Below are 12,624 nucleotides of genomic sequence, written 5' to 3' on the forward strand. Positions count from 1 at the left end.
TTATGCGGAAGTTAATCTCCGATATGTTGAATAAACACCCCATGATGGAAGTCATTGGCATCGCTAGAAATGGCAAAGATGCGATAGAAAAAGTTCGTGATCTTCAACCAGACGTTCTTACAATGGATATTGAAATGCCTGTGATGAATGGACTGGAAGCTTTAAAGTTTATTATGGATCACATGCCAATCCCTGTAGTGATATTATCAAGTACGACAAAACATAATACAGAAAATGCAGTTCTAGCGATAGAATACGGTGCTGTCGACGTAATAGCAAAACCCGGCGGCGCAATTTCGTTAAATCTTCATGAAATTGAACAAGAAATTGTGGAGAAAGTATTTGCTGCTTCAAATGTGGTGATTCACACACTAACGCGTCAAATAACATCCAAAAATAACCGTCATACACCAACGCCAAGCAAACAAAATATCGCAAATGAAAGTAGAAGCACTTCGACACTCCCTATTAAAATAGTAAACATACCTAAAAAAAATACACTTATTGCTAAACAGTTTGTTATAATAGGTACATCGACCGGAGGACCAAGGGCCTTGCAGGAAGTCATTACAAAGTTTCCAGCGAACTTTCCACATCCAATTCTCATTGTCCAGCATATGCCACCTGGCTTCACCAAGTCATTGGCTGAACGACTGAATAATTTGAGTGAAATAACCGTTAAAGAAGCTGAACATGGTGAACCGATCGAAAATGGAACAGCCTATATTGCACCAGGCGGCTTGCATCTGAAGTTTGAGAAATCTAGAACGGGCTATAAGATCGTATTAGACGGAGACGCAGCACCGCGTTCAGGACATCGCCCAGCGGTAAATGTGTTATTAGAATCAGCAGCAACACATAAAGAACTTGGGTATATAACGGCGATCATGACAGGTATGGGGTATGACGGTAAAGAAGGTATGGAGTTATTACGTGCTTCATGTAAAACGTTTACAATAGCGGAATCTAAAAACACGTCCGTTGTATATGGCATGCCCAAAGCTATAATTGATGCAGGTCTCAGTGACGAAATCAAAGATATACAACAAATCGCTGATGCGATAATAGGAAATTTGAAGTAACTAGGGGGCCTTACAATGGATGTAAGTCAATATTTGGATATGTTCATAGAAGAAAGTAAAGAACACTTGCAAGCTTGTAGTGAACAGTTGCTAGCGTTAGAAAATAATCCGGATGATCTTGCAATTGTCAATGAAGTCTTTAGAGCTGCACACACGCTTAAAGGAATGTCGGCGACAATGGGATATGAAGATATTGCAGATTTAACACATAAGATGGAGAATGTCCTTGATGCGATTCGAAACTCAAAGATCCATGTTTCAACGGAGATTTTAGACGTGGTATTTGAAGCAGTAGATGATCTTGAACTAATGGTACAAGACATTGAATCAGGTGGCGATGGAAAAAAAGACGTGAGTAAGTTAGTAGATACTCTTAATCGCATTGAAGCTGGACAACCAGTAGATGTAACGAACGAGCCTGCAGCAACAGCTGAGGAAGTTTCAATGGAGGTCGTCACTTCGGCTGGAATTTCTTATGATGAGTTTGAATTAACGGTTATTTCTCAATCCGCTGAACAAGGCTTTAATGCATTGGAGATCACTGTTACATTACGTGATGATTGCTTGTTGAAAGTAGCTCGTGTCTTCATGACTTTTGAAATTTTGGAAAAGTCAGGCGAAGTCATCAAAACGGTTCCTACAGTAGAACAATTAGAAAATGAGGATTTTGATCAGAAATTTACGATTGTCTTGTTGACGCAAGAAGACGCTGCAGATTTAAAGGCGAAAGTACTGAAAGTTTCTGAAATAGAAGATGTACATATTACACATATCACGGATGAATACGTGCAGAAGTACAAGCAAGCCTCATTGAATACTTGTGACCCAGAACCTAGTGTAGTAGAAACGACAATCGTACCTGTTACTAAAGCCGCAACAACCAACGAAACGCCTAAAGAAACTATAAAGACCAAAAAGACCACTACTTCCAATTCCAATAAAACTATACGGGTCAATATTGATCGACTTGATATTTTAATGAATTTATTTGAAGAACTGGTTATTGACCGTGGACGCCTCCAATCGATTGCCAGTGAATTGCATAACCCCGAATTGAATGAATCAGTAGAAAGAATGACTCGGGTATCAGGAGACTTGCAAAACATTATTTTAAACATGCGAATGGTACCTGTAGAAACGGTCTTCAATAGATTCCCCAAAATGGTTCGGCAATTGGCGCGTGACCTGAATAAGAAAATTGATTTAGAAATTGTCGGCGCTGAAACAGAGCTGGACCGTACCGTAATCGACGAAATAGGAGACCCCCTTGTTCATTTGATTCGAAATGCCTTAGATCACGGTATTGAAATGCCGGAAGAGCGAATCGCGAATGGCAAGCCAGAGACTGGAACTGTAACATTACGTGCCTATCATTCGGGTAACCATGTATTTATTGAGCTTGAGGATGATGGAGCGGGTGTAAATCGTGAACGCGTAGTTAGTAAAGCGATTGAACGGGGCATTATCAGTCCGGAAGCTGCGGATACATTGACAAATAAGCAAGTAGCGGAATTGATATTAGCTTCAGGGTTTTCCACCGCGGCTTCCATTACAGATGTATCAGGTCGCGGCGTCGGTTTGGACGTTGTGAAAAACACTATTGAATCTCTCGGTGGACATATTTCGATTGATTCCACTGAAGGAAAAGGATCATTATTCCAGGTGCAATTACCTCTAACTCTTTCTATTATTTCTGTAATGTTAGTAGAGTTGGATGAAGAAATTTATGCAATTCCGCTGTCGTCTATAATTGAAACTGCCATTATTCAGAAGTCAGATATTTTAAATGCTCACAATCAGCCAGTCATCGATTTCCGTGGAACCATTGTACCTTTGGTAGACTTAAAGGATATATTTGAAATGAAGAATAGAAGTAATGAAGAAGATGAGTTCCAATCTATTGTGATCGTTCGTAAAGGTGACAGTTTAGCTGGGTTAGTCGTAGATTCATTTATTGGTCAACAAGAAATTGTTCTAAAATCTCTCGGTGAATACTTGCAGAGTGTCTTTGCGATATCTGGTGCTACGATTCTAGGAAATGGTCAAGTCGCATTAATTGTTGACTGTAATGCATTGATTAAATAATCGAGGTGATGACATGACAAAAGTAACGGAAGTAAGCGAAATGAAAGTGATTGTCTTTCAGTTGATGAATAAGGAATATGCGATTGGCTTAGATGTAGTTGAATCCATTGAGAAATCGCTATCGATTACACGTGTTCCTCGTATGCCTTCTTATGTTAAAGGAGTGTTAAATTTACGTGGTGTAGTGACGCCAGTGGTGGATTTACGTGAACGTTTTGATATGGAGTATAAAGAGTTTGATGAGACAAGCTGCATTATTATCGTTTCGCATGCGGGTGCAGAAGTAGGATTAATTGTGGACGATGCGAATGATGTAATGGATGTTCCGACAAGCGCAATAGGCCCTCAGCCGGAAGTAGTGGGGTCTGTAGAATCCGAATTTATTTCAGGAGTGGCGAAAGTTGATAAGCGATTATTGGTTATGCTAAATCTGGAAAAAGTACTGCAACCGATAAAGAAGGGGAATACGGATGAATTCTAAAAATGACATCACCGAGATGCATCTGGATGTCTTAAAGGAAATCGGGAATATTGGAGCAGCACATGCTGCAACTTCATTATCTCAATTGTTAGGTCAGAAAATTGACATGCGTGTACCTAACGTGGAACTAGTTACATTTGATGAAATGTTTGATTTAGCAGGTGGTACGGAAAAAGTCGTGGCGGGTATCTTTTTACGTATTGAAGGTGATTTGACGGGCACGATGTTTTTTGTACTGACTATTAAATCTGCTACACAATTTATTCGCAAATTGACAGGGGACGCAACGTTTACATTTACGGATGTAGATGATTTGGGAATGGGTGCTTCTGCGCTACAAGAGTTGGGGAATATATTGTCAGGTTCCTATTTGTCGGCGCTCTCTGATTTTACATCATTAAATATCTATCCAACTGTACCTTCATTAAGTATTGACATGGTGGGTGCCATTGTTAGCTTCGGCCTGATCGAAGTATCCCAGTACAGTGATGAAGTTATCGTCATTGAGACGGAAATATTACAAGAAGGGGAACAGGGTGTGTCAAGTTTAGCGGGGCACTTCTTTTTACTACCTGATCCACCGTCATATCGTACGATATTTAGTTCGTTGGGTGTCTTATAGATGGCAGGCGTTCAAACAGTAGTGCGTGTAGGGATTGCGGATATGAATATCGCAAAATCCCCTCATACGATTCGCACATCAGGACTGGGTTCGTGTGTTGGCGTAGTACTGTATGATTCTTCAAAAAAAATAGCAGGTATGGTGCATGTCATGTTGCCTGATAGCGAGTTGGGTAAGTCAACAAAATTGAATGTAGCAAAATTCGCAGATACGGGCATTCATGCAATGTTGGAACTTTTAAAATCTGAAGGAGTTAGACCTTTCAGCATCAAAGCGAAAATTGCTGGTGGAGCACAAATGTTTCAGTTCGGTTCGAATGATACGATCCGTATAGGTCCTCGCAATGTAGAAGCGGTAAAAAAAGAATTGAAAAGATATTCAATTCCGATTGTCGCAGAAGACACAGGCGGATCCAGTGGACGTACAATTGAATTTGATCCTGCTACGAGTATCCTATTTGTTCGTACCGTCAATGCTGGAACGCAGGAAATTTAACAGTACAAAGGAAGGCGGCTAATACATTAGTCGCCTTTATCTATTGTATTTTGCTATACTTATACATAAGACATAAAATCGGTAGAAGGAACCTGACAGGAAAGGCGTGAATTCGATGACAAATCAAGATGTAACTGAACGACATCAGTGGAAGTTATGGATCGAAAACCGTGATCCTGATGCAGGTGATACGCTAGTACGAATGTATACACCTCTTGTGAATTATCACGTCCAACGAATCAGTGCTGGACTGCCGAAAAACGTATCACGTGATGAAATCAAATCTCTTGGTTATCAAGGGCTTTTCGACGCGTTAACGAAATTTGATCCTTCACGTGATTTGAAATTCGACACATACGCTTCATTCCGGATTCGGGGTACGATTATAGATGGTTTAAGAAAAGAAGATTGGTTATCACGTTCCCTAAGAGAAAAAACTAAGAAAATGGATGAAGAAATTAGTAAGCTCGAACAGTCCTACTTGCGAACGGTGACACCCGAGGAAGTAGCAGATCACTTAGGCGTTACAACAGATCAAGTCTATCAAACTATGCATGAACAGTATTTTGCCAATGTTTTGTCCATTGATGAAAAAATGAATGATGAAGATGATCACGATCAAACCTTTGTATTGCAGGATGATCAAACGAAAACACCTGAACAACAAGTGGTCAAAGGCGAATTGATTGAAGACTTAATAACGAAAATCAAAGAACTAAATGAAAATGAACAATTGGTACTTAGTTTGTTTTACCAGGAAGATATGACGCTAACAGAAATCGGAGAAATTTTAAGCTTATCTACATCGAGAATCTCACAAATACATTCAAAAGCATTATTTAAGTTACGGTCGCTGTTGGCGGCTGAAATTACCGACGGAGGGATTTTATGAGTTTGAAAGCTATCGAACTTCAAATTGCTATCCCGAAGACATTTGAGGCAGGCAAAATAGCGGAGCAAAAGCAGCAACAGTCTCAACTTGCTCAAGACAGTGCCAATTTGCAAACAGAAAAACAAGCCTTAAAGAGCAAAGAAACGGTCCTAAAATCATCTCCATATGCAAAGATGGATGGAGATCGTCAGCAGCCTAGCGAAGAGTCACAACAAGAAAAAAATGAGAAAGAACAACAGCAAGCCAAGCATCCGTTTAAAGGTTCGTTCGTTGATTACAGTGGATAATTTTATGGGAATTCTACTAGCTCTTTTATTCATCTTACAAATCATCGGATTTATGGTAATGACGTTGATGTACTTAAAAATCACAAAATTTGACAATTTGGAGAAAAAGCAACAACGTCTTATGAAAGAAATGGATCAATCCATATTAGCTTATCTAGGGGAAATCAAAGAAGAAAACGATCGGTTAATCCATCAATTGAATCAACAAACAGATGCTCAAATGAAGCCTACTACAAATACAGCTTCAAGCGAACAGTCAATAACAGAAGTGTCTGGTTCGAGACAGAAGCCACATCCGGTTCCTTTACATTTCGCTTTACGTTCCTACCAAAAGACGGTGGAAACTGAAAAGAATGAGAAAGAAAAGAATTCAGAACTACATTCAAAATCATTTGACGACCTGGATGACAAAGAAAAAGCAAAAAAGCTTTATGCCGAAGGTAAATCAATAGAGGATATTGCAAGAAAATTGAAAAAAGGTAAAACGGAAATCGAATTGATAATTAAGTTTGACTGAAGTTAAACACAGTAGTTGCAAACAACTTAGAGTTGTGTTAATTTAATAGATGGTATTACTACACACGCGTGCGGATGAATGAGTGGGTGCCATTATGGTCACTTATTCGTAGGAAGTACGCGGAGGACAAAAAACCAATAGGAGGAATTAAACATGTCAGTAATCTCAATGAAACAATTGCTAGAAGCTGGTGTACATTTCGGACACCAAACACGTCGTTGGAATCCAAAAATGAAGAAATTTATCTTCGTGGAGCGTAACGGCATCTATATCATTGACCTTCAAAAAACGGTCAAAAAATTAGAGGAAGCTTACAACTTCATGCGCCAAGTCGGTGCTGATGGTGGTAAAGTTCTTTTCGTAGGTACGAAGAAACAAGCACAAGAAGCAATCAAAGAAGAAGCAGAACGTGCTGGAATGTATTACATCAACCAACGTTGGTTGGGTGGAACATTGACGAACTTCGGTACTATTCAAAAACGTGTAGCACGTATGAAAGCTATTGAGAAAATGGAAGAGGATGGCACGTTCGACGTACTTCCTAAAAAAGAAGTTTCTCAATTAAATAAAGAACACGAGCGTCTTGTGAAATTCCTAGGCGGTATCCGTGACATGAAAGGCTTGCCTGATGTAATCTTTATCGTAGATCCACGTAAAGAGCGTATTGCGGTAGCTGAAGCAATCAAATTGAATATTCCACTCGTTGGAATCGTTGATACTAACTGTGATCCGGACGAAATCGACTATGTCATCCCTGCGAACGACGATGCAATCCGCGCAGTACGTTTACTTACAAGCAAAATGGCAGATGCTTTGATTGAATCCCGTCAAGGTGAAGACGACGAAGTAGCTGAAACAGTAAACGAAACAGCAACTGTTACTGCAGACTGAAATGAGTACATGATGAGACGATAAGTGGCGTACCCCTTATCGTCTCTTTTTAAAGCAATAAGAAATTTCAAATGATATCTAATAGGAGGAATTTTCAAATGGCAACAATTACAGCCCAAATGGTTAAAGAACTTCGTGAAAAAACAGGCGCAGGTATGATGGACTGCAAAAAGGCATTAACTAAAGTAGACGGTGACATGACTGCAGCAATGGAGTATATGCGTGAAAAAGGCCTTTCAAGTGCAGCGAAAAAAGCAGATCGTATTGCAGCTGAAGGTGTTGCAAACATTTTAGTTCAAGGTAATGATGCAGTTATACTTGAAGTGAATGCTGAGACAGACTTCGTAGCAAAAAACGAAGGCTTCCAAACTCTTGTTAAAGAAATTTCTGAGTTCTTACTTGCAACGAAACCTGCTTCAGTAGAAGAAGCTAACGCAGCGAAATTAGATAACGGTTTGACAGTATCTGAACACATTTCAAACGCAGTAGCTAAAATTGGAGAGAAAATTACTCTTCGCCGTTTTGAAATCCGTGAGAAAACAGATCAAGACGCTTTCGGTCCTTACCTACACATGGGCGGTCGTATTGCCGTGTTGACTGTACTTGAAGGTTCAACAGATTCTGAGGCAGCGAAAGATGTCGCAATGCATATCGCAGCAATGAATCCGAAATACATTTCACGCGACGAAGTATCTGCTGACGAAGTAGAAAAAGAGCGTAACGTATTGACTGAGCAAGCTTTAAACGAAGGTAAACCAGAAAATATCGTAGCGAAAATGGTAGAAGGCCGTCTTGGGAAATATTTCGAGGAAATCTGTGTCTTGGATCAAGCTTTCGTTAAGAATTCTGATCAAAAAGTTCGCGATTTCGTGAAAACAACTGGCGGAACATTAGTAGAGTTTATTCGTTACGAAGTAGGCGAAGGTATTGAGAAGCGTGAAGACAACTTTGCTGACGAAGTAATGAGCCAAGTAAAAGGTAACTAAGTATAATCCAATCGTACAGAGGGGCACATCCATCATGTGTTCCTCTTTTTTGAGAATAGGAAATTGCAGGAGGGCCAACATGAGTATTCCAAAATATAAGCGCATCGTGTTAAAATTAAGTGGGGAAGCATTAGCTGGAGACCAAGGCTTCGGATTGTCTCCGGAAGTTGTTAAATCAGTTGCAAGCCAAGTGAAAGAAGTAGTAGAACTTGGTGTAGAAGTAGCAGTAGTAGTAGGCGGCGGAAACATTTGGCGTGGGAAAGTCGGAAGTGAAATGGGAATGGACCGTACAACAGCTGACTACATGGGAATGCTTGCAACGGTTATGAACTCACTTGCTCTTCAGGATGCTCTTGAAAAGCTAGGACCAGAAACACGAGTAATGTCTTCCATTGACATGAGACAAGTAGCTGAACCTTACATACGTCGCAAAGCAATCCGTCATCTAGAGAAAAAACGTGTCGTAATATTTGCGGCAGGAACGGGTAATCCTTATTTCTCTACAGACACAACGGCTGCTCTGCGTGCTGCTGAAATCGAAGCGGATGTCATTTTAATGGCAAAGAACAACGTTGACGGTGTGTATTCTGCTGATCCGATGAAGGACTCCACAGCTACTAAATACTTAGAACTGTCCTATCTTGAAGTGATTAGTCAAGGACTTGAAGTGATGGATTCCACTGCATCGACTCTATGTATGGACAATGATATCCCGCTCGTAGTATTCTCAATTATGGATAATGGTAATATTAAAAAAGCCGTACTAGGTGATAACATCGGGACGGTCGTCAGGAGGAATAAGCAATGACAAAAGAAGTAATGGATCAGACGAGAGAACGTATGGATAAAGCGCATAGCGCCTTTTCAAGACAGTTGGCTTCTATCCGTGCTGGAAGAGCTAACGCGAGCTTATTAGACAGAATTTCTGTTATTTATTATGGAGCACCTACACCGTTAAACCAAATGGCTGGAATTTCTGTGCCAGAACCACGTTTGTTAGTAGTTCAGCCTTATGATAAGACTACAATTAGTGAAATCGAAAAAGCCATCATGAAATCAGACATCGGGATCACACCGTCTAACGATGGGTCAGTTATTCGCCTAGCTGTACCTGCACTTACGGAAGAGCGTCGTAAAGATTTAGTGAAAGATGTAAAACGTGAAGCAGAAGATGCAAAAGTAGCGATTCGTAATGTTCGTCGTGACAGCAATGAAGATTTGAAGAAGCTTGAAAAAGATGCAGAAATTACTGAAGATGAGTTGCGCCGTTACAATGAACAAGTACAAAAGATGACAGATGAATTTATCGAAAAGATTGACCAAACTGCAAAAGATAAAGAAAATGAAATCTTGGAAATCTGAGTACAGAACTTTCTATAAGGAGGAGCGTCCTACTTTTAGGACGCTCTTTTCTTTCTTTTGCATGCTATTTACCATGCAATTTGGTAGGATAGTCAGTAGGAGTATCCGAATTGAGCCAAGTGGGGGAACGCTATGCTTAGAAAACTAATGCGAAAAAAAACGGCAGATATTCAGTTGCTGGACGAACGGATAGAAGCCGTTAAAAATAGACAAATTCCTAACCATGTGGCGATTATCATGGATGGAAATGGTAGATGGGCGAAGCAACGTAAAATGCCACGAATTGCAGGCCACCATGAAGGAATGAAAACCGTTCGGCAAATTACCAATTTTGCAAATGCGATGGGTGTAAAAGCACTCACACTCTATGCATTTTCAACCGAAAATTGGAAGCGGCCCAGGATGGAAATTGACTTTTTGATGAACCTTCCGGGCGAGTTTCTTAATACGTATTTGCCTGAGTTAATGGAAAAAGGCATCAAAGTGGAAATGATCGGAGACATGGATGCGCTTCCGAGTCATACAGAAAAAGCGATTAAGAAAGCCATAGAACAAACGAAAGAAAATAAAGGGTTAATTTTGAATTTTGCAATGAATTATGGGAGTAGAGTAGAACTGGTTCATGCAATGAAAGAGATGGCAGAAGAAGTGGCTTCCGGAACATTGAAAGTGGAGGAAATTGATGAAGGTTTAATTGAATCCAAGCTAATGACAGCCCACTTGCCAGAACCTGATCTACTAATTCGCACAAGTGGTGAAGTCCGTTTGTCTAATTTTATGCTATGGCAACTTGCCTATGCGGAATTCATTTTTACGGATGTATTATGGCCAGATTATGATGAAGACTGCTTTTTACAAGCAATAGAAGATTTCCAAAAAAGAAATCGACGCTTTGGAAGCTTGGAAGGAGATCAGAAAAGATGAAGCAAAGAATCATCACTGCTATTGTAGCTCTCGTATTTTTTGTGCCATTAATTATCATCGGTGGCTTACCGTTTATCATGATGATTTTTGCGATATCTACGATTGGTTTATACGAACTACTGCGTATGCGTAATATGTCACTTTTTTCTATCGGCGGATTACTCTCATGGTTACTTCTGCTCGTCATTTTACTACCATCAAGGTGGACAGAACAGGTTGAAAGTTTCCTGAGTTTAGAAAAGCTTGAAATGATCTATGTATTGATATTATTGTTATTGGTTTATACTGTAATAATGAAAAATAAATGGACATTCGAAGATATTGCATTCAGTGCAATTAGTGCGCTGTATGTTGGTATTGGTTTTTATTATTTGATCGAAACTCGATTATTCGGTTTAGAGTACATAGGCTACGCATTACTCATTATCTGGTCAACAGATTCAGGTGCGTACTTTGTTGGACGTAAAATAGGAAAACGAAAATTATGGCCGGATATTTCACCTAATAAAACGATTGAAGGATTTATTGGAGGGATAATTTCTGCGGTCGTGATTACGTTGATTTATAATATGTTCTACCCTATCGCCACGTCATTCGTGTCGTTTATTATCATTACAATAGTGGCATCAATTGTAGGACAAATGGGTGACTTAGTAGAATCAGCACTAAAACGTTTCTATAACGTGAAAGATTCAGGGAAGCTGCTGCCTGGACATGGAGGCGTTTTGGACCGATTTGACAGTTTACTGTTTGTACTCCCGTTGCTTCACTTTGTTCAATTCATAGGGTAATGGAAAGGAAGTTCATAATATGAAGAAAATCAATTTGCTTGGTGCCACGGGTTCAATCGGGACTCAAACATTAAGCATTATTGCAGCTCATCCTGATCGTTTTGAATTAACAGCGATGTCGGCAGGAAGAAATATACAAAAAACAAGTGAAATCATTACAAGATTTCAACCTAAATTAGTTTCTGTTTTAGAAGAGGCGGATGCAGAGCGCTTAAAAAAAGAATTTCCCAAGATTCAATTCGTTCATGGTGATGAAGGATTAATTGAAGCGGCGGTTGGACTGGAAGCAGATGTCTTGCTAAACTCAGTAATCGGTAGTGTAGGCTTAAGACCGACACTTGCGGCGATCAAAGCGGGCATGACGATTGCCATTGCGAATAAAGAAACACTGGTAGCAGCCGGCAATCTTGTAGTAGAAGCAGCACAACGTCATAATGTCCCACTTGTTCCAGTAGACAGTGAACACTCTGCATTATTCCAGTCGTTAAATGGTGAGAATCCGAAGAGAGTCACAAATTTGATATTAACAGCATCCGGTGGAAGTTTTAGGGACTACACGCGGGATCAACTTCAGCACGTTACAGTAGAACAAGCACTCGCGCATCCAAACTGGTCGATGGGTAATAAATTAACTATCGACTCAGCAACGATGATGAACAAAGGTTTGGAAGTGATAGAAGCCCATCATTTATTTGCGATGCCATATGATCAAATAGAATGTCTACTACATAAAGAAAGTATTATCCATTCGATGGTGGAGTTTGAAGATACAAGTGTCATGGCGCAACTAGGTTCACCTGATATGCGTGTTCCGATTCAATACGCACTTACCTATCCGGATCGTATTCAAATGGCTGATGCTAAACGTCTTCGTCTAGATGAAATTGGCAAATTACATTTCGAAAAAATGGATTATCAACGATTTAAAGCCTTGTCACTTGCATATGATGCAGGTAGGGAAGGAGGCACTATGCCTACAGCGATGAATGCGGCAAACGAAGTGGCGGTTCAACTGTTCATGGAAGGTCATATTCCTTTCTTGCAAATCGAAGAAATCATTGAGGACATGATGCAGCAGCATCTAACTATTAAAAATCCTAATTTGGAAGAAATTTTGGAGACAGATCGCAATACGCGTAAAAAAGTCTATGGTATAGTGAAGTATCAAGATTAATTTCAGGCTATCATAGCCGGTGAAGGTGGTTACTG

Annotated in this window: 15 protein-coding genes; all 15 read left to right on the top strand. The window is 40.0% G+C overall.

Translation table 11 applies throughout. From position 1 onward, the window contains the following. The first annotated feature begins 2 nt into the window (after positions 1 to 2). The 15 genes from CSV63_RS01120 to dxr all read left to right on the top strand — a co-directional run bounded on the left by CSV63_RS01120 (position 3) and on the right by dxr (position 12,589). The gene (locus CSV63_RS01120; RefSeq protein WP_369823778.1) at positions 3 to 1,082 is read left to right on the top strand and encodes a protein-glutamate methylesterase/protein-glutamine glutaminase; all 1,080 of its coding nucleotides are present in this window, start codon (positions 3 to 5) and stop codon (positions 1,080 to 1,082) included. A gap of 15 nt (positions 1,083 to 1,097) precedes the next feature. Further along, positions 1,098 to 3,167: a chemotaxis protein CheA gene (locus CSV63_RS01125; RefSeq protein WP_099694167.1), complete on the top strand. Its 2,070-nt coding sequence runs from the start codon at positions 1,098 to 1,100 to the stop codon at positions 3,165 to 3,167. Between the two features lie 13 nt (positions 3,168 to 3,180). After that, positions 3,181 to 3,648, top strand: coding sequence for a chemotaxis protein CheW (locus CSV63_RS01130; protein ID WP_099635957.1), 468 nt, complete (start codon positions 3,181 to 3,183; stop codon positions 3,646 to 3,648). Then, entirely contained in the window at positions 3,638 to 4,270 is a 633-nt protein-coding gene (locus tag CSV63_RS01135; protein ID WP_099694168.1) for a chemotaxis protein CheC, read from the top strand. Before CSV63_RS01130 ends, CSV63_RS01135 begins: the two co-directional genes overlap by 11 nt. Continuing rightward, positions 4,271 to 4,765: a chemotaxis protein CheD gene (locus tag CSV63_RS01140; RefSeq protein ID WP_099694169.1), complete on the top strand. Its 495-nt coding sequence runs from the start codon at positions 4,271 to 4,273 to the stop codon at positions 4,763 to 4,765. Between the two features lie 115 nt (positions 4,766 to 4,880). Beyond that, the gene (locus tag CSV63_RS01145) at positions 4,881 to 5,657 is read left to right on the top strand and encodes a FliA/WhiG family RNA polymerase sigma factor (RefSeq protein ID WP_099694170.1); all 777 of its coding nucleotides are present in this window, start codon (positions 4,881 to 4,883) and stop codon (positions 5,655 to 5,657) included. Then, positions 5,654 to 5,944, top strand: a complete 291-nt coding sequence (locus CSV63_RS16695) for an RNA polymerase subunit sigma (protein ID WP_233191925.1) — start codon at positions 5,654 to 5,656, stop codon at positions 5,942 to 5,944. Before CSV63_RS01145 ends, CSV63_RS16695 begins: the two co-directional genes overlap by 4 nt. A gap of 4 nt (positions 5,945 to 5,948) precedes the next feature. Beyond that, positions 5,949 to 6,461, top strand: coding sequence for a hypothetical protein (locus tag CSV63_RS01155; RefSeq protein ID WP_099694171.1), 513 nt, complete (start codon positions 5,949 to 5,951; stop codon positions 6,459 to 6,461). A gap of 153 nt (positions 6,462 to 6,614) precedes the next feature. Next, positions 6,615 to 7,352 carry a 30S ribosomal protein S2 gene (gene rpsB, locus CSV63_RS01160; protein WP_099630940.1) on the top strand — a complete coding sequence of 246 codons (738 nt, stop codon included), beginning with the start codon at positions 6,615 to 6,617 and terminating at the stop codon, positions 7,350 to 7,352. Positions 7,353 to 7,450: 98 nt separating this feature from the next. Next, positions 7,451 to 8,338 carry a translation elongation factor Ts gene (tsf, locus tag CSV63_RS01165; protein WP_099694172.1) on the top strand — a complete coding sequence of 296 codons (888 nt, stop codon included), beginning with the start codon at positions 7,451 to 7,453 and terminating at the stop codon, positions 8,336 to 8,338. Positions 8,339 to 8,417: 79 nt separating this feature from the next. Then, the gene (gene pyrH, locus CSV63_RS01170) at positions 8,418 to 9,146 is read left to right on the top strand and encodes a UMP kinase (protein ID WP_099694173.1); all 729 of its coding nucleotides are present in this window, start codon (positions 8,418 to 8,420) and stop codon (positions 9,144 to 9,146) included. Then, the gene (gene frr / locus CSV63_RS01175) at positions 9,143 to 9,700 is read left to right on the top strand and encodes a ribosome recycling factor (RefSeq protein ID WP_099694174.1); all 558 of its coding nucleotides are present in this window, start codon (positions 9,143 to 9,145) and stop codon (positions 9,698 to 9,700) included. The genes pyrH and frr overlap by 4 nt, the downstream gene beginning before the upstream one ends. Positions 9,701 to 9,832: 132 nt before the next feature. Then, positions 9,833 to 10,624, top strand: a complete 792-nt coding sequence (locus CSV63_RS01180) for an undecaprenyl pyrophosphate synthase (RefSeq protein WP_099694175.1) — start codon at positions 9,833 to 9,835, stop codon at positions 10,622 to 10,624. Continuing rightward, complete coding sequence (locus CSV63_RS01185) at positions 10,621 to 11,415, top strand: phosphatidate cytidylyltransferase (protein WP_099694176.1); 795 nt, start codon at positions 10,621 to 10,623, stop codon at positions 11,413 to 11,415. The genes CSV63_RS01180 and CSV63_RS01185 overlap by 4 nt, the downstream gene beginning before the upstream one ends. Before the next feature lie 19 nt (positions 11,416 to 11,434). Continuing rightward, a complete protein-coding gene (dxr, locus tag CSV63_RS01190; RefSeq protein ID WP_099694177.1) occupies positions 11,435 to 12,589 on the top strand; it encodes a 1-deoxy-D-xylulose-5-phosphate reductoisomerase in 1,155 nt (384 codons plus the stop codon). Positions 12,590 to 12,624 lie beyond the last annotated feature (35 nt).

Source organism: Sporosarcina sp. P34, assembly GCF_002743375.1.
In the GTDB taxonomy this organism is placed as follows: domain Bacteria; phylum Bacillota; class Bacilli; order Bacillales_A; family Planococcaceae; genus Sporosarcina.